We start from the raw sequence: 25,368 nt of genomic DNA, 5'->3' as shown, positions 1-25,368 counted from the left end.
TGGAACGACGCCAGACTACAGAATGCGGAGCCAACGAAAAAGGCGGGCCTCAAGCCCGCCTTCCGCATAGCTGTGGACCATCCGGGGGTTGCCCGGACAACCGGATCAGGCCGGCAGGATCTCGTTCTCGGAGAAGAACTGGGCGATCTCGATCTTGGCGTTCTCGACCGAGTCGGAGCCGTGGACCGAGTTCTCGCCGACCGAGACGGCGTAGAGCTTGCGGATGGTGCCCTCGGCGGCCTGGGCCGGGTTGGTGGCGCCCATGATCTCGCGGTACTTGGCGACGGCGTTCTCGCCCTCGAGCACCTGCACGACGACCGGGGCCGAGACCATGAAGTCGACGAGCTCGCCGAAGAAGGGACGCTCCTTGTGGACGGCGTAGAACTTGCGGGCCTCGGGCAGCGACATGCGGATGCGCTTCTGGGCGACGATCTGCAGGCCGGCCTTCTCGATGACGGCATTCACGGCGCCGGTGAGGTTCCGCTTGGTGGCGTCCGGCTTGATGATGGAGAAGGTGCGCTCGATGGCCATGCTGGCTCCTTGGGAACGGGTCGGTGGGATGTGGGCGCGCTCATAGCAGCGGGCCGCTGCGCCCGCAACGGGCGAGCGGTGGCATCGTCGCGGCGGGCGTGGAGGCAGGGCGTCGCAGCTGAACGCTGGATGAAGGGAGGGATCAGAACCGGTTCAGCGGCAACAGGTCACAGTCCGTTCCATGGTCACCGCGGGGACGCCACCGGGCTCCCCGGACCGGGTGATCCGAGCCACTGGAGATGCACCATGCGCCGTCTGGTTCTGTCCGCCCTCGCCGGCCTCGCCGCCCTCGGCGCGGTCGCCGCCACGCCCAACGATGCCAAGGCCCAGGTCTCGATCGGCATCGGCTTCGGTGCCACGCCGGTCCAGTGGGGTGGCCCGCCCCCCTATTGGGGCCGCCCGGGCTGGGATCGCCCGCACTGGCACCGTCCGCCGCCGCCGCCCTACGGCTTCTATCGTCCCTACCGCCCCGCCTATGTGGCGCCGGCCTGCTGGCGGGAGCGCCGCTGGGTCGACACGCCCTGGGGCCCCGAGGTTCGCTGGGTCCGCATCTGCCGCTGACCCGCTTCGAGTAGTCGCGCGGGCCTTCCGACGCCCCACCCAACCCGGCTCGCGCGGGTACGGGCCCGTCACCGAGGATGTATCGGTGGCGGGCCTCGTCCGTTTCAGGGCGCGTCAGGCCTCCAGGATCGTCACGGCTCCAGGATGGTCACGCCTCCAGAATCTTGGCCTTGAACAGGGCGCCGGCCGCTGCCGCCGCGACTACACCTGGCCCCTCCCCCTTCCCTCTCCCCGCCAGCGGGGAGAGGGGGCAAAGGCGTTGCGTGTGCGGCGACCACGTGTGTGCCTGGCATGACGCCTCATGATGTGGCGCGACGTTGTGGCCCCCCTCTCCCCGCGTGCGGGGAGAGGGAAGGGTGAGGGGTCTATTCCCTACCCCGCCGTCTCGCCCTTGCATCGCATGGCCCGCTCGGCCAAAAGCCCTCCATGCTGCAGATCAACGACCTGACCGTGCGGGTGGCCGGCCGCGTGCTCATCGACAATGCCTCGGTGATGCTGCCGCCGGATGCGCGCATCGGCTTCCTCGGCCGCAACGGCACCGGCAAGTCGACGCTGTTCAAGGTCATCCAGGGCGAGCTCGGCGCCGATTCCGGCACGATCAAGCTGCCGTCGCGGGCGCGGATGGGCGGCGTGGCGCAGGAAGCGCCGGGCGGGCCGGATTCCCTTCTGGAGTTCGTGCTGAAGGCCGACAAGGAGCGCGCCGCGCTCCTGAAGGAGGCCGAGACCGCGACCGATCCGCAGCGCATCGCCGAGATCCAGACGCGGCTCGTCGACATCGACGCCCATTCGGCGCCGGCGCGAGCGGCCTCGATCCTCGCCGGCCTCGGCTTCGACACGGCGGCGCAGGCCCGCCCCTGCTCGGATTTCTCCGGCGGATGGCGGATGCGCGTCGCGCTCGCGGCCGTGCTTTTCACCGCGCCGGACCTGCTGCTGCTGGACGAACCGACGAACTATCTCGACCTCGAAGGCACGCTCTGGCTGCAGGACTATCTCGCGCGCTATCCGCACAGCGTCCTGCTCATCAGCCACGACCGTGACCTGCTGGACGCCTCCGTCGAGCACATCCTGCATCTCGACCAGGGCAAGCTGCAGCTCTGGAAGGGCTCCTACACGACCTTCGCCAAGTCCCGCGCCATCGAGATCGCGGTGCGCGAGAAGGCGGCGAAGAAGCAGGAGGACAAGCGCGCCCATCTCCAGAGCTTCGTCGACCGCTTCCGCGCCAAGGCGACCAAGGCACGGCAGGCGCAGTCGCGCCTGAAGATGCTGGAGAAGATGGAGACGGTCACGACCATCGTCGAAACCGACGTGCCGCCCTTCGTCATCCCGGAGCCGCAGCGCAAGGCCTCGCCGCCCATCATCACCATGGAGGGGGCGTCGGTCGGTTATGCCGAGGGACAGCCGATCCTCCGGCGGCTGGACCTGCGCATCGACGACGACGATCGGATCGGTCTGCTCGGCGCCAACGGCAACGGCAAGTCGACCTTCCTCAAGCTCATCTCCGACCGCCTGAAGCCGATGGCCGGGCGGCTGGTCCGCGCCGACAAGCTGAAGATCGCCTATTTCGCCCAGCACCAGCTCGACGAATTGCGCCCGGCCGAAAGCGTCTACCAGCACCTGCGCCGCCTCATGCCGGACGAGCCGGAGGCGAAGGTGCGGGCGGCCTGCGCCCGTGCCGGCTTTTCCGGCGAGCGCTCCGACACGAAGGTCTCGTCGCTCTCGGGTGGCGAGAAGGCGCGCCTGCTCTTCGCCATCGCCGTCTTCGACGGGCCGAACCTGCTCATCCTCGACGAGCCGACGAACCACCTGGACATCGACAGCCGCGCCGCCCTGGTCGAGGCGCTGAACGGCTATGCCGGCGCGGTGATGATCGTTTCGCACGATCGGCACCTGCTGGAGGCAACCGTCGACCGGCTCTGGCTGGTGCGCGACGGCACAGTGCAACCCTTCGACGGCGACCTCGACGACTACCGCAAGATCGTGCTGTCGGGCCCCGCCCCTGCCGGCGACAAGCCCGAGAAACCCGCCGCCCCGAAGCCGCAGGCCACACCGCGCGGCGAGACCAAGGCGCTGGCGAAACGCGTCGCCGAGGTCGAGGCGACGATGGAGAAGCTGCGGGCGGACATCGACAAGATCGACCGCATCCTCGCCCAGCCCGGCTATTTCGAGGCCCATCCCGACAGCGCCGCCCAGGCCGCGAAGACCCGCGGGCTTCGCGAAAAGCAGCTCGCCGAGGCCGAGGAGGCCTGGCTCGAGGCCAGCGCCGCGCTGGAGGCCGCGGGGGGCTGACCTAGTTCTCCTTGATCGTCTTGCGCCACCGGGCCCGGAGCACGCTCGGACGCTCGGGGTAGCGCTCCTCCAGGAAGGTCGCCGAGGCGATGCGGTCGGTGCGGAAGGAGCGGAAGTCGCGGCGCAGCTCGCACCAGGCGATGAGGTGGCGGACGCTGTCGAAATAGCCGACCGCCACCGGCCAGGTGATGCGCTCGGTCGCCCTGCCCTGCTCGTCATTGTAGCCGAGCGCGATCTTCTTGCCCTCGTGGATCCAGCCGCGGACCTTGGCGAGGTCGATGCGGTCCTCGGTCGGCTCCCAGGCCGGCCCGGTGCGGGAGACGGGATCGAGCGCCACGTCGCGCAGCTTTTCCGGCACGATGGCGGCGAGCTTGGCGATGAGATCGGCGGCGGCCCGCGACAAGGCCGGATCGCCGCGCGACTGCACCCAGCGGGCGCCGAGGGCCGCGGCCTCCAGTTCGTCCGATGTCAGCATGAGGGGCGGCAGGTCGAAGCCGCCCTCCAGGATGTAGCCAAGGCCGGCTTCGCCCCGGATCGGCACGCGCTGGCCGATCAGGGTCGAGATGTCGCGATAGATCGTGCGCTTCGATGTCTCGAGCTCGGCAGCGATGGCCTCGGCCGTCAGCGGCCGGCGCGAGCGGCGCAGGATCTGGATGATCTGGAAGAGTCGGTCAGACGGTCTCATGGCGTCAGGTTGCCGCAGGGCTGCTGACATCGTTGTGACAGCAGCCTGTCAGCAGCGCCAGCCCTACCTGCGAAAACGTCGGGACCAGGCGATGGCGAGGAGCGCCGCGAGCCCCAGGCTGGAGACCGACATCGTCACCATGACCGGGACATAGCCGACCTGGGCGATGGCGAGGCTCGCCGGCAGGGCGATGACCGTCATGGCGGCAAAGAAGGTGGCGTTGAACACCGCCATGGGCGTGGCGCGCTGTTCCGGGGGCGTGCCGTCGCAGATCCAGGCGGAAAGCACGGGAAAGCCGATGGAATGGCCGAGGCCGAAGACGAAACCGGCGGCGACGACGCCGGGCAGGCTTGTCGCCAGCGCCACCATGGTCAGTCCCGAGGCGAGGAGGACCGCCCCGCCCGCCACCACCAGCCGGCGGTCGACATTCTCGATGAGGGCGAGTCCGCCGAAGCGCACCGCGAAGATCGACACGGTGAAGGCGGTGAAGAAGGCGCCGACGACAATGCCGCGCTCCACCAGGAACGGGGCGGCATAGGCGCTGATGAAGCCGAACATGTAGCCGTAGACGATGGCGGCAATGAGTGGAGGCCAGATGCGGCGGCTGGCGAGCAGGCCGAGAATGCCGCCGACCGGCCCTTCCGTCTTGTCGACGGCACGAAAGGTCCAGAGCAGCGGCAAGCCGAGGAGCCCTGGCACGGCGCCGGCGAGGAAATAGCCGTAATGGCCGAGCCAGTGGTAGAGGAACTCGGCGAGGATGGGCCCGAAGGCATAGGGCAGCGGCGCCATGGCCGAGAGCAGGCCGAAGAGCCGCACGAAGCGCTCGCGGGTCAGGCGGGTCGAGCCATAGGTCATGACCGGCGCATGGAAGAGCGCGAAGCCGGTACCCTGGATGAGGCGCGAGACGAGCGAGCCGATGACGCTCTCATGGGTCAGGTAGAGGCTGACGAAGCCGAGGACGGTGAGCACCGCGCCGATCCTGACCGTCTGCAGGATGCCGATGCGGTTGGCGAGCGGGCCGGAGAATAGACTCATCGCCACCAGCGGCACGCCATAGATGGCGATGAGCAGGCCGATGTCGCGCGGCGAGAAGCCGACATCCTCCCAGACGACCGCCAGCAGCACCGATTGCTGGTTGGTCATGGCGGTCAGGAAGATCACCGCGGCCAGGCGGGCAAATTCGCTGCGGGCGGCAGCGTCGATGAAACCGGCGGGTGCGTCGGCATCGCCCGGCTTGACCTCGCCGGTCACGCCTTCTTGCTCCAGCGGCCGGTCTCGTCCTGCTGCCAGTAGGTGCAGGCATGACCGCCGGCGCGGGCGACCTTCCAGGCCTCGCGCGCGCGATCGACCGCGTCCGGATCATTGCCGTCGAACATCAGCACGATGCGCTCGTAGGACGCGGCATCCTCGGGGAGCGGCGCGCCGTCCACGAGGAAGCGCACGCTGGCGCCATTGGCGCGGCCGGGACCTGCCGTGATGAGGATGGGCTGCGCCGCGGCATCGGCCTCGCGGTCGGTGCCATGGGCGAGGAAGCTCGCATCGTCATAGGTCCAGAGCAGCGCATCGAGCGCCTCGACCCGCTCGGGCGAGGCGGCCTCGACGGCGACCTTCCAGCCGCGTTCCACCGATTTTTCGAGCAGCACCGGCAAGACCCTTTCGAGCGGCTGGTTCTGCAGATGGTAGAACAGGATGTCGGTCACGAGTCCCCGCGATTATGCATGGCTCACGGCCCGCCGGCCGGTCTCAGCGCTCGTAGCCCTCGGCGATCATCCGGTCGAGCAGACGCACGCCCCAGCCGCCACCCCAGGAGCGGTTGAGATCACCCTTGATCGAGTTCATCGCCGTTCCGGCGACGTCGAGATGGGCCCAGGGCGTGTCGCCGACGAAGCGCTGCAGGAACTGGGCGGCGGTGATGGCGCCGCCGTAGCGGCCCCCGGTGTTCTTCATGTCGGCGAACTGGCTATCGATGAGCTTGTCGTAGTCGGCGTTCAGCGGCATGCGCCAGACCTTCTCGCCGGTGGCAAGGCCGGCGGCGGAAAGCTTGCCGGCAAGGTCGTCGTCATTGGCGAAAAGGCCGGCATGTTCCTGGCCGAGCGCCACCATGATGGCGCCGGTAAGGGTCGCGAGATTGACCATCACCTTCGGCTTGAAGCGGTCCTTCGCGTACCAGAGCACGTCGGCAAGGACGAGGCGGCCCTCCGCGTCGGTGTTGATCATCTCGATGGTCTGGCCGGACATGGAGGTCAGGATGTCGCCGGGGCGGTAGGCATTGCCGTCCGGCATGTTCTCGACCAGGCCGATGAGGCCGACGACATTGACGCGCGCCTTGCGGGCGGCGAGCGCGTGCATGGCGCCGACCACGGCGGCGGCGCCGCCCATGTCGCCCTTCATGTCCTGCATGCCCTCGCCGGGCTTCAACGAAATGCCGCCGGTATCGAAGCAGACGCCCTTGCCGATCAGGCAGACCGGCGCTTCGCCGTCCTTGCCGCCATCCCACCGCATGACCACGACATGGCTTTCGCGCGCCGAGCCCTGGCCGACGGCGAGCAGCGCGCCCATGCCGAGCTTCTTCAATTCCTTCTCGCCGAGGATCTCGACATCGACGCCGAGTTTCGACAGGTCGCCGGCGCGCTTGGCGAAGGCGGTGGGGTAGAGCACGTTCGGCGGCTCGTTGACGAGGTCACGGGCGAGATCGACGCCGTCGGCGATGGCCTCGCGGGCCTTGAAGGCCTTGCGCGCCGCCTTCTCGTCGGCGACGAGGATGGTCACGGTCCGCTTGCGAACGCCCTCATCGCCCTCCTTCTTCTTCGTCTTGTAGCGATCGAAGGCGTAGAAGCGCAGGCGCAGGCCAAGCGCCAGATCGGCGGCCTGATCGGCCGAGAGCGGGCCCGCCGCGGTCTCGGCGATGATGGTTGCCTCGGTCGCCGCATCCGGCAGGCGCCCGCAGATCGCGCCGCCGAGCTTCACCACATCCAGTTCCGACCAGCTCTCGGCCTTGCCGACACCGGCGAAGAGGAGCCGGGGGGCCGCGACCTTCTCGGGTGCCAGGATGTCGAGGAAGCCGCCGGGCTTGCCCTTGAAGCCGTCGGCCTTCGCCGCCCGGTCGACGAGATCGCCCGCCTTGTCGAGAAGGCGCGCGGCATGTGGCGGCACGGCGAGGTCGGCCCCGACAAGGGCGACAACGACACCATCGGTCTCGGCGGAAAGGGAGGCGAACTGGATCTTCAGGCTATCTGGCATGGGCTCGAACTTGCTGATGCGACGAATCGGGCGCAATCCCGTCGCGTTCACACTATCGCGACGTTGTGGCCCAAGGGAGACGCGCGGCAGGGAATCGCCGTCATGCCTTCGGGCGACCTTGCCGGCGCCACGTTCGGGCTCTACTGGCTTTGGGCTTGAGTTCCAGCGGGGTTGGCGGTCCCCCGCGGCAGCATGGGCCGGGTATGGGATCCCTCGAACGCTACATTTTCCGCCAGGCGGCGCTCGCCTTTGTCGGCGGATTGTTCGTCCTGACGCTGGTCGTCTGGATCACCCAGGTGCTGCGCCAGCTCGACCTCGTGACGAACAGCGGCCAGACCATCGCGCTGTTCTTCCTGATGACCAGCCTCGGCATTCCCGTGCTTCTGGCGCTCATCGCGCCGATCTCGCTGTTCATCGCGGTGATGCAGACGCTGAACAAGCTGAACGGCGATTCCGAGCTGATCGTCATGTCGGCGGCGGGCGTGCCGCCCTGGCGGATCGCCAAGCCGCTGCTGATGCTCACGGCCATCGTCATGGTCTTCGTCGGCTCGCTGTCGCTGTGGCTGACCCCCTCCTCCATCCGCTATTTCCGCCTGCTGCTGACCCAGGTCCAGGCCAACATGCTCAGCGCCATCGTGCGGCCGGGCCAGTTCACCCAGGCGGACCGGGGCCTGACCTTCCACATCCGCGACCGCGCCCAGGGCGGCGTGCTGCTCGGCATCGTCGTGTCGGACACGCGCGACCCGCAGGTTCACATGACCTATGTCGCCGAGCGCGGGGTCATCACCGAGCAGCCGCAGGGCACCTTCTTCGTGCTGGAGACCGGCAACCTGCAGCGCCGCGACATGCGCGACGGGGCGACCGCCATCGTCGTCTTCGACCGGTACGCCTTCGACCTGTCGCAGCTCACCCAGGCGGCCGAAACCATTTATAGACCTTCCGAACGCTATACCTCGGAGCTCATGAGCCCGAACCCCGCCGATCCCATGCTGGAGCGGTGGCGGGGACGGTTCCGTCAGGAGCTGCACGACCGTTTCGCCGCGCCGCTCTACCCACTGGCCATGATGTGTATCGCGTTCGCCATGCTGGGACAGGCTCGCACCACGCGGCAAAGCCGCGGTGCCGCGATCGCCGGGGCGATCGCCATCATGGCTGCCGTTCGCGGCGGCGGCTTTGCTGTGTCCGGCCTCGTGGCGGCGCGCCCCGCCGCCGTGCCCTTCGTCTATCTCCTGCCGATGGCGACCATCCTGTTCTTCGGCGCCGTGTCGCTCGGCTGGATCCGCATCCGCACGCCGGAGGCGCTGAGCCGCCTGTCGAGCGAGCTGAGCGACCGCCTCATGCGCCTGGTGACGCCCCGCACGGCCGGGGGCGGCGCCTGATGGTCTCGACCTTCTCCCGCTACATGACCCGGAAGTTCCTCGGCTCGGTGGGCGGGACCTTCCTTGGCACGGCGGGCCTGGTGCTGATCGTCGATTTCGTCGAGCAGCTGCGCCGCGTCGAGGATCCGACGCGGGCGCCAACCCATCTCGTCGCCCTTCTCACCATCTACCGCGTGCCGGCCTTCATCGAGATCGTGCTGCCTTTCGCGGTGCTGGTCGGCGCAATGCTCTGTTTCCTCGGCCTGTCGAGGAAGCTCGAGCTGGTGGTGGCCCGCGCGGCCGGGCTCTCCGCCTGGCAGTTCCTCTCGCCGGCCATCGTCGTGGCGCTGCTGCTCGGCGTCTTCGCCGCCATGGTCTACAACCCCGTCGCCTCCGAGTTCCGGGAGCGCGGGGTGAGGCTCGAGTCGCAGCTCTTCGGCCGCAACCTCGTGTCGGAGCAGCGCACCAATTTCTGGCTCCGCCAGGCGACGCCTAGCGGCCAGGCCGTCATCAATGCCGCCTCGGCCATGGATCGCGGCCAGCGGCTCACCGGCGTCAGCATCCTCGTCTACGACACGGACGGCCATTTCAAGGAGCGCATCGACGCCGATGGCGCCGAACTCGGCGATGGCTACTGGCTGCTCAACCGGGCGCGCGTGACCTCGGTCGGCGCCGAACCGGTCCGGCACGACACCTACCGGCTGGCGACGCGGCTGACCGCCGAGCAGGTGCGGCAGAGCTTCGTGATGCCCGAGCAGGTGTCGTTCTGGGAGCTTCCACAGTTCATTGAGCTCGCCCGCCGATCGGGCCTGCCGGTGGCCCGTTTCGAGCTCCAGTACCAGCTTCTGCTCGCCCGCCCCCTGCTTCTGGTGGCCATGGTGCTGGTGGCTGCCGCAGCGTCCTTGCGGTTCGCGCGGCTCGGCGGATTGGGGCGGACAATTCTCGGTGGCGTGGTCGCCGGATTTTTGCTTTACGTGGGTTCCGAACTCGCGGGCAGTCTGGGGCGCTCGAATCTCGTGCCCCCGGTCCTGGCCGCGTGGTCGCCGGCATTCATCGGTGCGTTGATGGGTTTCATGGTTCTACTGAAGCAGGAGGACGGCTGATGCTTCGATCAGCAAGCCGCCCGAAGGCTTCCACGACCCGAATCGCCCGCTCTGCCCTGACTGCGACCGCCAGCCTGATGGTGCTGGCCGCCGCAGCGGGCGGACTTGCACCCGCGCGCGCCCAGAACGCCGCCGATCCGACCGAGCGCCGGCTGTTCATCCTCGACCCGACGCAGATCCAGAACCAGCCGCAGGTTCGCACGCCGGTGACCCCGGCCGCGGTCGCCCCGGGCGCTGGCCTCGGCTTCACCCGCACCGAGCGTGGCGCGCCCATGCAGGTCAATGCCGGGCAGATGGTCTACGAGGAGCAGAGCGGCCGGGTTTCGGCCCGCGGCAATGTCCAGATCTATTATGACGGCCGCACCATCGAGGCCGACGTTGTCACCTATGACCAGCGGTCGGGCCGCGTGCGCGCCACCGGCAATGTGCGCATCACCGAGCCGTCGGGCATCATCGCCCATGCGCAGGACATGGAGTTCGACCAGCAGTTCACGCAGGGCTTCGTTCGCTCGCTGAACATCGAAACTCCGGACCGCCGCTTCATCGGCGCGGCCGAAGTGACGCGCGAGAACGGCGACACCACCATTTTCGAGCGGGCGACCTACACGGCCTGCGATTCCTGCCGGGCCGACCAGTCGAAGCCGCCGACCTGGACGATCAAGGCCAAGCGCATCATCCACCGGGAATCCGAGCGGACCATCTATTTCGAGGATGGCCGTTTCGAGATGTTCGGCGTCCCGATCGCCTACATGCCGCGCTTCTGGGCGCCGGATCCGACCGTCCGCAAGGCTTCCGGCTTCCTGATGCCCGGCATCTCCGGCTCCAACCGCACCGGCGTCGGCGTCGAGGTCCCCTATTTCTGGAACGTCCAGCCGAACTACGACCTGCTCATCGCGCCGCGCTACTACGCGCGCCAGGGCTTCATGCCGATCGTCGAGTGGCGGCATGGCTTCGAGAGCGGCTACTACACGATCCGCGCCGCCGGCATCCGCCAGAACGATCCGGGCGTCTTCACCTATTCGAACGGCACCAACGAGGTGGGTAACCGCGAATTCCGCGGCATCATCCACACGACCGGCATCTACCGGCTGACCGAGCGCTGGTCGGTGGGCTGGGACCTCAACCTGATGTCCGACACGGCCTTCCTGCGCGACTATTCGCTCATGCTGCCGGGCCAGACCGAGGCGAATTCCAGGCTGTTCCTGCGTGGCCAGGGTCCGCGCAGCTGGTTCGACCTGTCGGCGACGCGCTATGTCGGCATCACCGCGACGGACACCGACAACAAGATCCTGCCGACCACCCATCCGGTGCTCGACTATTTCAAGGTCATGGACCAGTCGGTCGTCGGCGGCGAACTGTCCTGGCGCACCAGCGTGGTCAGCCTGACCCGCGAGGCGGCCGATGTGTCGCGGCGCAATCCACTTCTGGATCCGGGTCTTTTCTGCAACCGCAACGTCCCCGGCAGCGTCACGCCCGCCAACTGCCTGGTGAACGGTATCGACGGCCTCTATTCCCGCGCCTCGGCCGAGGTCGCCTGGCGCCGCCGCATCATCGACGGCATGGGCCAGGTCTGGGAGCCCTTCGTCTCCGCCCGCGGCGACGTGACCTACCATCAGCTGAAGGACAACAGCGCCGTCCTCGGCTCGTTCTCGCGCCTGGCGCAGGACGACCGCGTCTACACGCGCTTCATGCCCACCGTCGGCATCACCTACCGCTATCCGTGGATCGCCGCGAACCCCTATGGCACGACGACGATCGAGCCTGTTGTGCAGTTCATCGCCCGTCCCAACGAGACGAATATCGGCAACATCCCCAACGAGGATGCCCAGAGCCTCGTCTTCGACGACACCAACCTGTTCCAGGTGAACAAGTTCTCGGGCTGGGACCGCGTCGAGGGCGGCGGCCGCATGAACTACGGCCTCAACCTCACCCACCGCTTCACCAACGGTTCGTCGGTGAACGTGCTGTTCGGCCAGTCTCTGCACCTGTTCGGCATCAACTCGTTCAGCTCGGGCGCCATCAACGACATGGCCTCGACCGGCGCCAATTCGGGCCTCGACAAGCCGCGGTCCGATTATGTGGCGCGCATCCAGTACCAGATCGACCGCAACTTCCGCCTCTCGGCGCGCGGCCGCTTCGACGAGCGCACCTTCGCCATGCAGCGCGGTGAGTTCGACGCGACCGGCCGCTTCGGCGACTTCGCGCTGACCGGCACGTTCGGCTATCTCGCGCCCCAGCCGCTGCTCGGCTACCAGGTGGCGCGCAGCTCGGTCGGCGCGGCGATGTCCTATTCGCTCACCCAGACCCTCACGGTCTATGGCGCGGCGCGCTTCGCCTTCCAGCGGCAGAACCTCGCGGCCACCGGCGTGGCGGACCTCGCCGAGAAGAACAAGGTCGAGGGGCTCACCGTCGGCCTGAACTATCTCGACGACGCCATGCAGCTTGGCTTCTACTATTCCCGTGACTTTGCCGCCGAGGTGGTGACGCAGGGCGCCGTCACCTCGACGCGCGACGTCCACCGCTTCATGTTCCGGTTCAACCTGCGCACGATCGGCGAGCTGACGCTGTCGCAGAACGTCTCGAACTGGTTCAATCCCCCCTCGCAATGAGCCGCCTGCCCTGATTGCGCCACCCTCTTGGGCGAGGCAGCAGGCTCGCGACCCGTCAACGTCCAAGGAGGCGCCCGCCATGTCGTCCGTGCGACCCTTGCCTAACCGGCCCCTTGCCCTTGCTGCCCTCGTCCTGGCGCTCGCCGCCGGCCTTGCGGCGCCCTCCCCGGCCCGCGCCCAGGAGGGCCGCGTGATCGCCACGATCGGCGGCATCCCGATCACCAGCTTCGACATTCCCCAGCGCCAGCGGCTCCTGCAGATCCGCGAGGGCCGGCCGCATTCCGCCGAGCAGGCGCTGCAGGACCTCATCAACGACCGCATCAAGTTCGCCGAGGCCCGCCGCTTCCGCGTCGAGGCCAACGAGCAGCAGGTCGACCAGGCCTATGCCCAGGTCGCCCAGCGCTCCGGCATCGATCCGCGCGGCTTCGACGCCGTGCTGCGCTCTCAGGGCATCGAGCCGCGCGTCTACAAGGGCAAGCTGCGCGCCGACCTGTCCTGGTCGAACCTCATCGGCGCCCGCTACGGCCGCACCATCTTCATCACCGACACCCAGCTCGTCGACGCGCTGAACCGTCGCCAGGGCGCGACGCGGCCGGTCAACTACGTGCTGCGGCCGGTCGTCCTGCTGGTGCCGGCCAATGCGCCTGCCGCGGTCGTTCAGCGGCGGATGGGCGAGGCCAACGCCCTGCGCGGACGCTTCTCCAGCTGCGCCACCGACATGGAGCAGGTCTCGCGCATCCCCGACGCGGCGGTGCGCGAGCAGTTCCGCCGCCTCGGCACCGACCTCAGCCCGGCCTTCCGCCAGGTGCTGGACCAGACGGCCGTCGGCAAGCTGACGCCGCCGAGCCGCACCAGCCAGGGCATCGAGATGATCGCCGTCTGCTCCAAGGAAGAGGCCAGCACCTCCGACACCGCCGCCCGCAACCAGGTGCGCGAGGAGATGACGACGGCCGAGATGCGGCGCATCTCCGAGGCCTATCTCGCCCGCCTGCGCCAGAACGCGGTGATCACCTATCGCGACGGCCGCGACGCCGCGAGCCGCTAAGCCCGATGCACCTGCCCCTCGCCATCTCCATGGGGGAGCCGGCCGGCATCGGCCCGGACATCGCCCTCATGGCCTGGCGGGACCGCGCCGACCATCGCCTGCCGCCCTTCTATGTCATCGGTGACGCCGCCCTGATGGAGGCGCGCGCCGCCCGTCTCGGCATCGGCGTGCCCATCGTGCCCTGCCTGCCGGAGGAGACGCGCGACACCTTCGCCTTCGGCCTTCCGGTCCTCGACATCGGCAGCGGCCTCGATGACCGGCCGGGCGAGCCGACGCCGGAGACCGGCGGCGTGGTGATCGAGGCGATCCGCACCGGCGTCGAGCACATCCGCGCGGGGCGCGCGGGCGCCATCGTCACCGCCCCCATCTCGAAGGCCGTCCTCGCTGCTGCGGGCTTCACCCATCCCGGCCACACCGAGTTCCTCGGCGAGCTCGCCCGCGCCTTCCGCGTCGGGCCGGTGCGCCCTGTGATGATGATCTGGAGCGAGACCCTGGCCGTTGTGCCGGTCACCATCCATATCCCGCTGGCGTCCGTGCCGGAGAGGCTGACCACGTCCCTCATCGTCGAGACGGGCGCCATCGTCGCCCATGACCTCGTCACCAAGTTCGGCATCGCGCGCCCGCGCATCGCGGTCTGCGGCCTCAATCCGCACGCCGGGGAAGACGGGCTCATTGGCCGCGAGGACATCGAGGTGGTGGCCCCGGCGGTTGCCGAGCTCAACCGGATCGGTATCGCCGCCACCGGGCCGCATCCCGCCGACACGCTGTTCCACCCGGCTGCGCGGGCGACCTACGACGCGGTGCTCGGCATGTATCACGACCAGGTGCTGGCGCCGGTGAAGACCATCGCCTTCGACGAGGGCGTCAACGTCACGCTCGGCCTGCCCTTCATCCGCACCTCGCCGGACCACGGCACGGCCTATTCCCTCGCCGGAACGGGCACGGCGCGGCCGTCCAGCATGATCGAGGCGATTGCCCTCGCGGGGCGGCTCGCAGCGCGCAAGGCGACCTCTTGAGCGCCATCGACGACCTTCCTCCCTTACGCGAGGTGATCGCCCGCCACGGGCTGATGGCGAAGAAGGCGCTCGGCCAGAACTTCCTGCTCGACCTCAACCTGACGAGCCGCATCGCCAGGGCCTCCGGTCCGCTGGAGGGCGCGACCGTCGTGGAGGTTGGACCGGGTCCCGGCGGCCTCACCCGGGCCCTGCTCGCGGGTGGCGCCCGCGTCATCGCCATTGAGCGCGACGCGCGATGCCTGCCGGCCCTCGCCGAGATCGCGGCCGCCTATCCGGGCCGGCTGGAGGTCATCGAGGGCGATGCGCTGAAGGTCGATTTCGCGGCGCTGGCCGGCGGCGCGCCGGCCCGCATCGTCGCCAACCTGCCCTACAATGTCGGCACCAGCCTGCTCACCGGCTGGCTCACCGGCGAGGCCTGGCCGCCCTGGTACCAGTCGCTGACGCTGATGTTCCAGAAGGAAGTGGCGCAGCGCATCGTCGCTCCGCCGGGCTCGGAGGCCTATGGCCGCCTCGGCGTGCTGGCGGGCTGGCGCACCAGTGCGAAGATGGTCTTCGACGTCGCCCCCTCAGCCTTCGTGCCGCCGCCGAAGATCACCTCGACCGTGGTTCATCTCGTGCCGCGGGCGGAGCCCCTCGCCTGCCCGGTCAAATGGCTGGAGCGCGTCACGCTCGCCGCCTTCGGCCAGCGCCGCAAGATGATCCGCCAGAGCCTCAAGGGCCTCGGGCGGGATCCCATGCCGCTGATCGAGGCGGCGGGGCTCGACCCCACCGAGCGGGCGGAGAACCTCGCCATCGCCGACTTCTGCAGGCTGGCGGAGCTTGCGGCGGCGTGATCACGCGCGCAGCGCCATGGCAGCGACAGGCGGAGGATCATCATCGAGGTGCGGTGGCGCGGGGCGATAGCGAGCGTAGCGCGACGTAAGTGTTGCGAGCCCTCCCGAAATCTCCCGCAAGCTATTGCGATATCCCATGAGATTGATGAGCGGCACATCCGCTTCGACTACGGACGCTGCGCCGTCCTGCCGGCGCACCACATCCTGCCCACGGCGTCTCACCAGATCTGCGACGACCAGCGCAGAGACAGCATCCGGCGCGGTCACCGTGACAGACAGGATGGGCTCGATCAGTACAATGCCACCACGCTCGATGGCCTCGCGCGTTGCGGTCTCAGCAACGCGCCGGACGGCCACGGGATCGCCGAGGGTTTCGGCGGCCAGAACCGTGATCGCCACACCCGCTACGGGCAAGCCCCATCCGGGGCCATTGCCCACCGCATATTCAATTCCCTCGCGCAATGCTACTGCGTCGCCGGCGCCAAGACTTACTGCTTCACCACTGACCGTCACCGACAGGCTCGCTGTCGGCTCCACGCGGATTGTCAGGCTCAACATGCTGTTGCCGACGCGCTGCCGACACTCCACCTCCATCGGCCGCGCGATGGTTTCACGGAAGGCTACAGTCGGCGCGGGACACATCACTTCGACGCCGTGCACCCGACGCAAGGCATCAACTGCCGCGTCCAGGTGATCCTCGCTGACGCCGCCGAGTTGGATCTCGGCAGGAGCTAGGCTCGATATTTGGAGACGTTCGTCCTCGGCCGCGAGAATGCGGAGAGCCGTATGGAGGCGCTCCAACGCGTCCTCAGTCCGCGGGGTGAGGGTCAGATTGATCAGCGGCCACGGAACAGGGTTGGATTCACGCATACCGCGAAATGTGTCAGCTGACACACGTTGCGGCAATCGGCCTGCGTCAGCCCGGCAGCCGGCCGTTCCCTAGAATGACGTCGAGGTCGCGGCCGAGCTCGGCAATCAGCGCCTCGAGCTTCGGCCGGCGGCGCTGCTTCAGCCGCTCGGCATGGAGGATGGCCTTGAGCTCGGTGAAGGCGCGGCCGAGATCGTCATTGACGAGGATGTAGTCGAAATCCGCCCAGTGCTCGATCTCGTCGCGGGCGGTGCGCAGCCGCTTGAGGATGGCCGCATCGTCGTCGCTGGCGCGGCGCTTGAGGCGGGCGATCTGCTCGGCGACCGAGGGCGGCAGCAGGAAGACCGTCGCCATGTCCTCGCGCACCATAGCGGCCAGTTGGCGAACGCCCGCGACGTCGATGTCGAAAAGCACGTCCTTGCCGGCGGAGAGCGCATCCTCCACCGCCTTGCGCGGCGTGCCGTAGCAATTGCCGTGAACCTCGGCCCATTCGAGGAGGTCACCCGCCTCGCGCATCCGCTCGAAGGCCGGGCGGTCGACAAAGTGGTAGTGGACGCCGTCGATCTCGTCCTTGCGGCGGGCGCGCGTCGTCACCGAGACCGACAGGGCGATCTCCGTCTCCTCCTGCAGGAGCTGGCGTGTCAGCGTCGACTTCCCCGCCCCCGAGGGCGAGGTGAGGATGAGCATGAGGCCGCGGCGGGCCGTGACGGGATCGGCCATGGCTACTCCAGGTTCTGGACCTGCTCGCGGAACTGCTCGACCACCGCCTTGAGCGCAAGGCCGGTGGAGGTCAGCGTCACGTCGTTGGACTTCGAGCAGAGCGTATTGGTCTCGCGGTTGAATTCCTGGGCGAGGAAATCGAGCTTGCGGCCGACCGCACCGCCGCCGGCCAGCAGCTTGCGGGCGGCGCTGACATGCGCATCGAGCCGGTCCAGCTCCTCGCGGATATCGGCCTTGGAGGCGACCATCAGCGCCTCCTGATGCAGGCGGTCCGGATCAAAGTTGCGGCCGGGCTCGAGCAGGGCCGCGATCTGCTCGGCGATGCGGGCGCGGATCGTCTCCGGGCGGCGGCAGGGATTGTCCTCGGCCTCGGCCTTGAGGGCGGCGATCTCGTCGAGGCGGGCAACGAGGACCGCCTCCAGCGCCCTGCCCTCCTCGCGGCGCATGGCGACGAGGCGGGCGAGGGCCGTATCGAGACCTGCGAGGATAGCGGCGATGAGCGCGGCGCGCTCCTCTTCCGTCTCCTCGGCCTCGACCACGTCGATGACGCCCTTGATGGCGAGGAGGCCGTCGATGGCGGGGGCACGAGCGTCGAGCTTTTCGGCGACGAGGCGGGCGGCCTCGACGACCTGGGCGAGCACGGCCTCGTTGATCCTGACTTCGCTGGTGGCACCCTCGCGCTTCACGGAGAGCGAGGCGAAGACGGAGCCGCGGGAGACGGCGGCGGCAATGGCCTGGCGGATCTGCGGCTCGGCGGCCTCGAGGCTGCCGGGCAGCCGGAGCTTCACGTCGAGGCCCTTGCTGTTGACCGACTTGATCTCCCAGGCCCAGACGGCCGCACCCGTCACGCCTTCGGCTCGGGCGAAGCCCGTCATGCTGGACAGGGCCATGGAATCCTCTGGCTCAACTGGTCAGCAGGCCGTTACGGGCCGGGCGCGGCGAGGTCAAGCGCCGCGGGTGATCAGCGGGTGGCGCGCGGGGGCGTCGCCGGGGCTGCAGGCGCCGCGTCGGCGGCCGCCGCCGGGGGAGCCGTTCCGCCACCCGTGCTCGCCGCCTCGCCGCGCTCGCGCTCGATCCGGCGCCAGTTGGCGACGTTGCGGTTGTGCTGCTCCAGCGTTTCGGCGAAGGCGTGGCCGCCGGTGCCGTCGGCCACGAAGAAGAGCTCGCGGTGGCGGGCCGGATTGGCGACCGCCTCCATGGCGGCGCGGCCGGGATTGCCGATGGGCGTCGGCGGCAGGCCGTCGATCTGGTAGGTGTTGTAGGGCGTCAGCCGCTGGATGTCGGACTGGCTGATGGGGCGGCCGAGGGCGCCGCGGCCGCCGACGATGCCGTAGATGATCGTCGGGTCGGACTGCAGGCGCATCGGGCGCGGCAGCGTCAGGCGGTTGATGAAGACGCCGGCGACGCGCGGACGCTCCTCGGCCTTGCCGGTCTCCTTCTCGACGATGGAGGCCAGCGTGACGAGCTCCTCAGGGGTGCGCAGCGGCAGGTCGGGCCGGCGGCGCGCCCAGATCTCCTGCAGGCGGCGCTGCTGCTCGCGCGTCATCATGTCGACGATCTGCTGGCGTGTCGTGCCGCGGGTGAAGCGGTAGGTGTCGGGCAAGAGCGAGCCCTCGCGCGGGATCCGCGCGATCTCGCCCGTGAGGACGTCGTTGTCGCGCAAGCGACCGACGATCTGCTCCGATGTCAGGCCCTCCGGCACCGTGATGCGGTACTCGATGGCCTTGCCTTCGAGGACGATGGCGAGGGCCTCGGCGGTGGAAACGCCCTTGGGGAACAGGTACTCGCCCCATTTCAGGTCGTTGCGCACGCCATAGCGCTGGACGGCGGCGGAGAAGATCAGCGCGCTGTTGATGACGCCGTTGCGCTCCAGGGTCTGGGCGATGGTCTCGGCGTTCGAGCCGCGCTCGATGAAGACGGCGCGGTCCTGCTGCAGCGGGCCGGGAGCGGTCAGGGCCTGGTTGAAATAAAGGAAGCCGGCCATGCCGCCGACCAGCACCACCAGGGCAATGGTGATGATGAGGTTGCCGATGACGACCCACTGATTCCGCGCATGGCGCGAGGCCGGCGGCGGCGGCGGGGCCGCTTCCGGCTCAAGGGCCGCCCGGGGCGACTTCATGGCCTGGCGGGGCCCGTTTTGCGGGGCGTTGCCGGGGGTATCGCTCATGTCGCTGCGCTCGGCTCGGGATTTCGCATCACCGGGGTGAGTGATGCGCAGGGAATGTGGCGAAAGGCGGGTTCCCGCCTCAGGCCGCGGCCCGGAAGATGACCGAGGCGTTGGTGCCGCCGAAGCCGAAGGAGTTCGACAGCACGGTCTCGATCGACCGCTTGCGTGCGACGTGCGGCACGAGGTCGATCGCGGTCTCGACGGCGGGGTTGTCGAGGTTCAGCGTCGGCGGGGCCACCTGGTCGCGGATGGCGAGGATCGAGAAGATCGCCTCGACCGCGCCGGCGGCGCCGAGGAGATGGCCGATCGACGACTTGGTCGAGGACATGGAGATCTTCGAGGCGGCATTGCCGACCAGGCGCTCGACGGCGCCGAGCTCGATGCCATCGGCCATGGTCGAGGTGCCGTGGGCGTTGATGTAGTCGATGTCGGAGGCGGTGATGCCGGCGCGCTTGATGGCCGCCGACATGCAGCGGAAGGCGCCGTCGCCGTCCTCGGACGGGGCGGTGATGTGGTAGGCGTCGCCCGACAGGCCGTAGCCGATGACCTCGGCATAGATCTTCGCGCCGCGCGCCTTGGCGTGCTCGTACTCCTCGAGAACGACCATGCCGGCGCCCTCGCCCATGACGAAACCGTCGCGGTCGCGGTCGTAGGGGCGCGAGGCGCGGGTGGGCTCGTCGTTGAAGGCGGTGCACAGCGCCCGGCAGGCGGCGAAGCCGGCCAGCGACAGGCGGCTGATGGGCGATTCGGTGCCGCCGGCCACCATCACGTCGGCATCGCCGAAGGCGACGAGACGGGCGGCGTCGCCGATGGCATGGGCGCCGGTCGAGCAGGCGGTGACCACCGCATGGTTCGGGCCCTTGAGGCCATGGGCGATGGAGACATAGCCGCCGGCGAGGTTGATCAAGCGGCCGGGAATGAAGAAGGGCGAGATGCGGCGCGGGCCCTTGTCGCGCAGGATGAGCGCGGCTTCCGCGATCCCGTCGATGCCGCCAATGCCGGAGCCGATGAGGACGCCGGTGGTGTTCTGCTCGTCGGAGGTCTTGGGATGCCAGCCGGCATCGTCGAGGGCCTGCTTGGCGGCGCACATGGCGAAGACGATGAACTCGTCGACCTTGCGCTGCTCCTTCGGCTCCATCCAGTCGTCGGGGTTGAAGGCGCCGACGCCCTCACGCGGGATCTGGCAGGCGATCTTGGCGGCGATGTCGGAGACGTCGAAACGCTCGACCTTGGAGGCGCCGCTCTCGCCCTTGACGAGCCGCGACCAGGTTTCCTCGACACCGCAGCCGAGCGGGGTCAGGAGCCCCATGCCGGTCACAACCACCCGCCGCATCATCATGCCACCCCGTTTCCGCCCCAGTGAACGAAAAGCCGGAGACGCTCTCAGCTCCCCGGCCCTTCGGTCGTCACAATCGATGTCGACTGTCGCTCAGATCAGGCGCTCGTCGCCTTGTCGAGGAACTTGATCGCGTCGCCGACGGTCAGGATCGTCTCGGCCGCGTCGTCCGGGATCTCGACACCGAACTCCTCCTCGAACGCCATCACGAGCTCGACGGTGTCGAGGCTGTCGGCCCCGAGGTCGTCGATGAAGCTCGCGGTGGGGACGACCTTCTCGGCCTCGACGCCGAGCTGTTCCACGACGATCTTCTTCACGCGTTCAGCGGTATCGCTCATTGAATTATCCTCGTTTCATCCGATGGTGAGCCACCGCTCTCGATCGGATGCGGTGTGCGGCTGTCGTATGGTGTGCAGGTGGCGTGCCGCTCCGCCGTGAATTCCGGATCGTCTGGGAAGCCCCCCTGCCGAACCCAAGGCTCTCTATCACAGGCCCAAAGGTTTTGCCAGCGGGTGCCCAGACTCCCCAAAAGCTCAATCAGATCATGGCCATACCGCCATTCACGTGAAGTGTCTGGCCGGTGACGTAGGCGGCTTCTTCCGAGGCCAGATAGACGGCAGCGGCGGCGATTTCGGCGGCGCGGCCAAGACGGCCTGCGGGCACGCGCGTCAGGATCGTCTCCTTCTGCTTGTCGTTCAGCACGTCGGTCATCGCCGTCTCGATGAAGCCGGGGGCCAGGCAGTTCACGGTGACGTTGCGGCTCGCAACCTCGGCGGCGAGCGACTTCGACATGCCGATCATGCCGGCCTTGGAGGCGGCATAGTTGCCCTGGCCGGGATTGCCGGTCACGCCCACCACCGAGGTGATGGAGATGATGCGGCCCCAGCGCTTGCGCATCATCAGCTTGGCCGCGGCGCGGGTCAGGCGGAAGGTGGCGGTGAGGTTCACCGCGATGACCTGGTCCCACTCCTCGTCCTTCATGCGGATGAAGAGGTTGTCGCGGGTGATGCCGGCATTGTTGACGAGGATGTCGAGCCCGCCCATGGCCTTCTCGGCGGTGGGCACCAGCGCCTCGACCTCCTCGAGCGAGGACAGGTTCGTCGGCACGACATGGGCGCGCTCGCCGAGCTTTGCGGCGAATTCCTCAAGCTTCTCGCGGCGGGTGCCGGACAGGGCGACCGTCGCGCCGCGGGCATGCAGCGCCTCGGCGATGGCGCCGCCGATGCCGCCCGTGGCGCCGGTGACGAGGGCGTTCTTGCCGGTGAGGTCGAACATGGTCCTGGCTCCCTGAAAGGCGGTCAGCCGCGCGCGGCCTTGAAGGCGGCAACGTCGTCGGGCGTGCCGATGGCGGTGCCGGTGGCCCCGTCGGCGATGCGCTTGACGAGGCCGGAGAGCACCTTGCCCGAGCCGATCTCGTAGAAGGTGGTGACGCCGGCGCCGGCCATGGCGGCGACGCATTCGCGCCAGCGCACGGTGCCGGTGACCTGCTCGACGAGGCGGCGGACGATCTCGGCCGGATCGGTGATGGGCGCGGCGAGGACGTTGGCGACGACCGGGACGACCGGCGCGCGGACCGTGACCTTGGACAGCGCCTCGGCCATGGCGTCGGCGGCGGGCTGCATCAGCGCGCAATGGAAGGGGGCGGAGACGGGCAAGGGAATCGCGCGCTTGGCGCCCTTGGACTTGGCGAGCTCGCAGGCGCGCTCGACCGCCGCCTTGTGGCCGGAGATGACGACCTGACCGCCGCCATTGTCGTTGGCGGCCTGGCAGACCTCGCCCTGGGCGGCCTCGGCGGCCACCGCCGCGACCGCATCGAACTCGAGGCCGAGGATGGCGGCCATGGCGCCGGTGCCGACCGGGGTCGCGGCCTGCATGGCATTGCCACGGATGCGCAGGAGACGCGCCGCGTCGGCAATGGAGAAGGTACCGGCCGCGGCAAGCGCCGAATATTCGCCGAGCGAGTGACCGGCCACGAAGGCGGCATCGCGCTTCAGGTCGAGGCCGGCTTCGGCCTCCAGCACGCGGATGGTGGCAAGCGAGACGGCCATCAGCGCCGGCTGAGCGTTCTCGGTGAGGGTGAGGGTCTCGATCGGACCGTCCCACATGATGGCGGACAGCTTCTCGCCGAGGGCGGCGTCGACCTCGTCGAACACGGCGCGGGCTGCAGGAAAGGCTTCGGCAAGCGCCTTGCCCATACCGACGGCCTGGCTGCCCTGACCGGGAAAGGTGAATGCGGCTGTCATGGACCGGACCTCGCGACGCCCTCGGACAAGGTGCGCGGGACTGGCATCGGGGCGCGCCGGAGTCAAGCGACAGGCCCTGTTTCCGCGTCGAACAGCCGTGGAGAACCGGGCGGGGCGCTTGCCAAGAAGGTCGTCGGCACATAATGTTATGTTGTAACATTACTCATGAGATGCCGAATGCCGCGCGAGTCCCGCCTCCCCGTCACCGTCCTCTCCGGCTTCCTGGGCGCCGGCAAGACGACGCTGCTCAACCACATCCTCAACAACCGGGAAGGCCGGCGCGTCGCCGTCATCGTCAATGACATGTCGGAGGTGAATATCGACGCGGACCTCGTGCGCGATGGCGGCGCCAACCTGTCGCGGACGGAGGAAACGCTGGTCGAAATGACCAATGGCTGCATCTGCTGCACGCTCCGCGACGATCTGCTCACAGAGGTGCGGCGGCTCGCCGCCGAGGGGCGATTCGACTACCTGCTGATCGAAGGGACCGGCATTGCCGAGCCGCTGCCGATCGCAGCCACCTTCTCGTTCCGCGACGAGGACGGTCGCGCCCTGGAGGATGTCGCCCGTCTCGACACGATGGTGACGGTCGTCGATGCCATCAACCTGCTGACGGATTTCGGCAGTCGCGATGTGCTGGCGGACCGCGGGGAGACGGCGGGCGACGGCGATACCCGCACGCTCGCCGACCTGCTGACGGACCAGCTCGAGTTCGCCGATGTGGTCGTCGTCAACAAGGTGTCGGACGTCACGGCCGAGCAGCGGGATCTCGTCCTGAAAGTGGTGCGCGCCCTCAACCCGGACTCCCATGTGATCGAGACCGATTTCGCCAGGGTGGATCTCGACGAGGTTCTGGACACCGGCCGCTTCGATCCTGAGAAGGCGGAAACCCACCCGCTCTGGGCCAAGGAGCTCTATGGCTTCAAGGATCACATGCCGGAGACGGAGGAATACGGCATCTCCTCCTTCGTCTACCGGGCCGCGCGGCCTTTCGACCCTCTCGCCTTCGACGCCTTCCTGAAGCGGACCTGGCCGGGCCTCATCCGGGCCAAGGGCCATTTCTGGCTGGCAACGCGGCCGAACTGGTGCGGCGAGCTCTCCATCGCCGGCGCGGTGTGCCGGACCTCGGCCATGGGGTTCTGGTGGGTCGCCGTGCCGAAGGCGCGCTGGCCGCAGTCGGAGGAATGGCGCGCCATGGTGAAGCGCAACTGGCATCCGGTCTATGGCGACCGGCGGCAGGAGCTCGTCTTCATCGGAACGGGGATGGACGAGGGCGCGATGCGCGCTGCGCTCGATTCATGCCTTCTGGGGCGCGCCTCATCGACGAGGTTCGATCCCGCGGAGTTCGCCACGCGTCCGGATCCCTTCCCGGCATGGCGGGCGGAGGCCGACGCCGCCTGAGGGGCGGCGCTGGCTCAGTGACCCGGGCGGTCGGTGATGACGACGACGAGTTCCTCGCCTTCGAAGCAGACGATCTCGGTCGCGCCGGTCACGGGCTCCTCGTCCGGCAGGGCGACATCGCCGCGAGCGATGGCAGCGACGAGTGCGCGGCCGAGCGAGCTGCGGGCGCCCGCATCCTCAGGATAGACGCCGAGTTCCTCGCAGGTCATGTCGAACTTGCGCTTCATCCGCGCGACGTCATCGCCGCTGAAGAGGCAGGCGGGAGTGGCATTGTGGACGACAGGCGACATGGTGACCCTCCCCGTTTCGACGTCAACGCGATCTGTTGCAGAATGTTGCAATGGATCACGGCGAAATTAGGTCACTCATCCGGCCTGACTGTAGCGCTTCACCGGCTTCGGCGGGGCGCCGCGGGTGAGATCCTCCGGCGCCGGACCGGCCTCGAAGGTGCCGCGCCCGCGCTCGTCGCCGCCCTCGCGGTCGCGGCCGGCATTGGCGTTGCGGCTCCGGTCCTCGGGATGGCGGGGGTCCTGGGGCGTCGTGGTTTTCGCTGGCGTCGTCGCGGTTTTCGCTGGCGTCGTCGTGGTTTTCGCTTGCGCCATGGCGTCCTCCCCGTTCCGGTGCAATGACAACGGCGCGCCAGGACAGCGGTTCCGCCGGAATGGGCTTGAATCCTTGGACCTTTCGCGTATAAGGCCGCCTTCGCTTTCGTCGGCCGGTGGCTGAACGGACGGCAGGTTCGCCTGCAGGCGGGTTTCAAGCCCCGCCGTCGTCCGGTGTCTCCGCCTTCGAGAAACTGTCGGGCCTGTCCAGGCTCGGGGGGCTTCGCGCCGCTGAAAGCGTCACTCGAACCGGAGACAGGCCGAATGCCTCTCTATGAACATGTGTTCCTGGCGCGCCAGGACGTGACGTCTCAGCAGGCGGAAGCGCTTGCCGAGCAGTACAAGGGCGTGATCGAAGCCAATGGCGGCTCGGTCGCCAAGGTCGAGCCCTGGGGCCTGAAGTCGATCGCCTTCCGCATCCGGAAGAACCGCAAGGCCCACTACACCCTGATGAACATCAACGCCCCCTCGGCCGCCGTGGTCGAGATGGAGCGCCAGATGGCGATCAACGAGGACATCCTCCGCTTCATGACCGTGAAGGTCGAGGAGCTCGAGGAGGGTCCGTCCGCCATGCTGCAGAAGCGTGACCGCGACGAGCGCGGCGAGCGTGGCTTTGGCGACCGCGGCTTCGGCGGCGGTGGCGGCCGTGACCGCGGCTTCGGCGGCGGCGGCGCGGGTGGTGGTGGCGGTGGCCGTCGCTTCCGCGATCGTGATGGCGGCGACATCGAAGTCGGCGCCGAAGTCGAGCAGACGGAGGAGTGAGC

General features: G+C 68.6%; 25 protein-coding genes. 10 read left to right on the top strand and 15 right to left on the bottom strand.

Annotated elements, in window-relative coordinates; all coding sequences use genetic code 11:
* Positions 1 to 105 precede the first annotated feature (105 nt).
* Positions 106 to 531 carry a nucleoside-diphosphate kinase gene (gene ndk, locus C8P69_RS02155; protein WP_108174207.1) on the bottom strand — a complete coding sequence of 142 codons (426 nt, stop codon included), beginning with the start codon at positions 529 to 531 and terminating at the stop codon, positions 106 to 108.
* A gap of 246 nt (positions 532 to 777) precedes the next feature.
* Here ndk and C8P69_RS02150 point away from each other — a divergent pair, with 246 nt between their 5' ends.
* Together C8P69_RS02150 and C8P69_RS02145 are read left to right on the top strand one after the other, a co-directional pair.
* The gene (locus tag C8P69_RS02150; RefSeq protein ID WP_108174206.1) at positions 778 to 1,092 is read left to right on the top strand and encodes a hypothetical protein; all 315 of its coding nucleotides are present in this window, start codon (positions 778 to 780) and stop codon (positions 1,090 to 1,092) included.
* Positions 1,093 to 1,518: 426 nt separating this feature from the next.
* Entirely contained in the window at positions 1,519 to 3,378 is a 1,860-nt protein-coding gene (locus tag C8P69_RS02145; RefSeq protein ID WP_108174205.1) for an ABC-F family ATP-binding cassette domain-containing protein, read from the top strand.
* Position 3,379: 1 nt separating this feature from the next.
* Here the strand turns inward: C8P69_RS02145 and C8P69_RS02140 are convergent, their stop codons facing one another.
* The 4 genes from C8P69_RS02140 to C8P69_RS02125 all read right to left on the bottom strand — a co-directional run bounded on the left by C8P69_RS02140 (position 3,380) and on the right by C8P69_RS02125 (position 7,303).
* Complete coding sequence (locus C8P69_RS02140; RefSeq protein WP_108174204.1) at positions 3,380 to 4,063, bottom strand: helix-turn-helix transcriptional regulator; 684 nt, start codon at positions 4,061 to 4,063, stop codon at positions 3,380 to 3,382.
* A 63-nt stretch (positions 4,064 to 4,126) separates the two neighbouring features.
* Entirely contained in the window at positions 4,127 to 5,314 is a 1,188-nt protein-coding gene (locus C8P69_RS02135) for an MFS transporter (RefSeq protein WP_108174203.1), read from the bottom strand.
* A complete protein-coding gene (locus tag C8P69_RS02130; RefSeq protein WP_108174202.1) occupies positions 5,311 to 5,763 on the bottom strand; it encodes a DNA polymerase III subunit chi in 453 nt (150 codons plus the stop codon). The genes C8P69_RS02135 and C8P69_RS02130 overlap by 4 nt, the downstream gene beginning before the upstream one ends.
* Before the next feature lie 43 nt (positions 5,764 to 5,806).
* Positions 5,807 to 7,303 (bottom strand): leucyl aminopeptidase, encoded by a 1,497-nt coding sequence (locus C8P69_RS02125; RefSeq protein WP_108174565.1) that lies wholly within the window; start codon positions 7,301 to 7,303, stop codon positions 5,807 to 5,809.
* Positions 7,304 to 7,506: 203 nt separating this feature from the next.
* On the opposite strand from C8P69_RS02125, the gene lptF reads away from it, so the two are divergent.
* The 6 genes from lptF (at position 7,507) to rsmA (ending at position 15,267) form a co-directional block, all read left to right on the top strand.
* The gene (gene lptF / locus C8P69_RS02120; RefSeq protein ID WP_108174201.1) at positions 7,507 to 8,682 is read left to right on the top strand and encodes an LPS export ABC transporter permease LptF; all 1,176 of its coding nucleotides are present in this window, start codon (positions 7,507 to 7,509) and stop codon (positions 8,680 to 8,682) included.
* Entirely contained in the window at positions 8,682 to 9,764 is a 1,083-nt protein-coding gene (gene lptG / locus C8P69_RS02115) for an LPS export ABC transporter permease LptG (protein ID WP_108174200.1), read from the top strand. The genes lptF and lptG overlap by 1 nt, the downstream gene beginning before the upstream one ends.
* Complete coding sequence (locus C8P69_RS02110) at positions 9,764 to 12,373, top strand: LPS-assembly protein LptD (RefSeq protein WP_108174199.1); 2,610 nt, start codon at positions 9,764 to 9,766, stop codon at positions 12,371 to 12,373. The genes lptG and C8P69_RS02110 overlap by 1 nt, the downstream gene beginning before the upstream one ends.
* A gap of 79 nt (positions 12,374 to 12,452) precedes the next feature.
* Positions 12,453 to 13,418 (top strand): peptidylprolyl isomerase, encoded by a 966-nt coding sequence (locus C8P69_RS02105; protein WP_108174198.1) that lies wholly within the window; start codon positions 12,453 to 12,455, stop codon positions 13,416 to 13,418.
* A 5-nt stretch (positions 13,419 to 13,423) separates the two neighbouring features.
* Entirely contained in the window at positions 13,424 to 14,434 is a 1,011-nt protein-coding gene (gene pdxA / locus C8P69_RS02100; RefSeq protein ID WP_108174197.1) for a 4-hydroxythreonine-4-phosphate dehydrogenase PdxA, read from the top strand.
* The gene (gene rsmA / locus C8P69_RS02095; RefSeq protein ID WP_108174196.1) at positions 14,431 to 15,267 is read left to right on the top strand and encodes a 16S rRNA (adenine(1518)-N(6)/adenine(1519)-N(6))-dimethyltransferase RsmA; all 837 of its coding nucleotides are present in this window, start codon (positions 14,431 to 14,433) and stop codon (positions 15,265 to 15,267) included. The genes pdxA and rsmA overlap by 4 nt, the downstream gene beginning before the upstream one ends.
* Here rsmA and C8P69_RS02090 read toward each other — a convergent pair whose 3' ends face one another.
* From C8P69_RS02090 to fabD, 8 genes are all read right to left on the bottom strand, one after another.
* Complete coding sequence (locus C8P69_RS02090; protein WP_108174195.1) at positions 15,268 to 16,137, bottom strand: translation factor GTPase family protein; 870 nt, start codon at positions 16,135 to 16,137, stop codon at positions 15,268 to 15,270. It abuts the gene before it with no gap.
* A 46-nt stretch (positions 16,138 to 16,183) separates the two neighbouring features.
* A complete protein-coding gene (gene gmk, locus C8P69_RS02085; protein ID WP_108174194.1) occupies positions 16,184 to 16,855 on the bottom strand; it encodes a guanylate kinase in 672 nt (223 codons plus the stop codon).
* A 2-nt stretch (positions 16,856 to 16,857) separates the two neighbouring features.
* Positions 16,858 to 17,745 carry a YicC/YloC family endoribonuclease gene (locus C8P69_RS02080; protein ID WP_108174193.1) on the bottom strand — a complete coding sequence of 296 codons (888 nt, stop codon included), beginning with the start codon at positions 17,743 to 17,745 and terminating at the stop codon, positions 16,858 to 16,860.
* A gap of 71 nt (positions 17,746 to 17,816) precedes the next feature.
* Positions 17,817 to 19,022, bottom strand: coding sequence for an endolytic transglycosylase MltG (gene mltG, locus C8P69_RS02075; RefSeq protein ID WP_245901833.1), 1,206 nt, complete (start codon positions 19,020 to 19,022; stop codon positions 17,817 to 17,819).
* Between the two features lie 79 nt (positions 19,023 to 19,101).
* The gene (fabF, locus tag C8P69_RS02070; protein ID WP_108174563.1) at positions 19,102 to 20,355 is read right to left on the bottom strand and encodes a beta-ketoacyl-ACP synthase II; all 1,254 of its coding nucleotides are present in this window, start codon (positions 20,353 to 20,355) and stop codon (positions 19,102 to 19,104) included.
* A gap of 101 nt (positions 20,356 to 20,456) precedes the next feature.
* Entirely contained in the window at positions 20,457 to 20,696 is a 240-nt protein-coding gene (locus tag C8P69_RS02065) for an acyl carrier protein (RefSeq protein ID WP_108174192.1), read from the bottom strand.
* A 199-nt stretch (positions 20,697 to 20,895) separates the two neighbouring features.
* On the bottom strand, positions 20,896 to 21,633 hold the full coding sequence (gene fabG, locus C8P69_RS02060; RefSeq protein WP_108174191.1) for a 3-oxoacyl-[acyl-carrier-protein] reductase: 738 nt from the start codon (positions 21,631 to 21,633) through the stop codon (positions 20,896 to 20,898).
* Positions 21,634 to 21,656: 23 nt separating this feature from the next.
* Positions 21,657 to 22,601: an ACP S-malonyltransferase gene (fabD, locus tag C8P69_RS02055; protein ID WP_108174190.1), complete on the bottom strand. Its 945-nt coding sequence runs from the start codon at positions 22,599 to 22,601 to the stop codon at positions 21,657 to 21,659.
* A 177-nt stretch (positions 22,602 to 22,778) separates the two neighbouring features.
* On the opposite strand from fabD, the gene zigA reads away from it, so the two are divergent.
* Complete coding sequence (gene zigA, locus C8P69_RS02050; protein WP_108174189.1) at positions 22,779 to 24,002, top strand: zinc metallochaperone GTPase ZigA; 1,224 nt, start codon at positions 22,779 to 22,781, stop codon at positions 24,000 to 24,002.
* 14 nt (positions 24,003 to 24,016) lie between these two features.
* On the opposite strand, the gene C8P69_RS02045 is transcribed toward zigA, so the two are convergent.
* Both C8P69_RS02045 and C8P69_RS02040 read right to left on the bottom strand, forming a co-directional pair.
* Positions 24,017 to 24,292: a hypothetical protein gene (locus C8P69_RS02045; RefSeq protein WP_108174188.1), complete on the bottom strand. Its 276-nt coding sequence runs from the start codon at positions 24,290 to 24,292 to the stop codon at positions 24,017 to 24,019.
* Between the two features lie 75 nt (positions 24,293 to 24,367).
* Entirely contained in the window at positions 24,368 to 24,604 is a 237-nt protein-coding gene (locus tag C8P69_RS02040) for a hypothetical protein (RefSeq protein ID WP_108174187.1), read from the bottom strand.
* A 264-nt stretch (positions 24,605 to 24,868) separates the two neighbouring features.
* Between C8P69_RS02040 and rpsF the strand changes: the two genes are divergently transcribed.
* Positions 24,869 to 25,366: a 30S ribosomal protein S6 gene (gene rpsF / locus C8P69_RS02035; RefSeq protein ID WP_108174186.1), complete on the top strand. Its 498-nt coding sequence runs from the start codon at positions 24,869 to 24,871 to the stop codon at positions 25,364 to 25,366.
* Positions 25,367 to 25,368: the final 2 nt, after the last annotated feature.

Origin of the sequence: Phreatobacter oligotrophus (assembly GCF_003046185.1) — a bacterium.
In the GTDB taxonomy this organism is placed as follows: Bacteria; Pseudomonadota; Alphaproteobacteria; order Rhizobiales; family Phreatobacteraceae; genus Phreatobacter; species Phreatobacter oligotrophus.
This window is presented reverse-complemented; position numbering and strand designations above follow the sequence as displayed.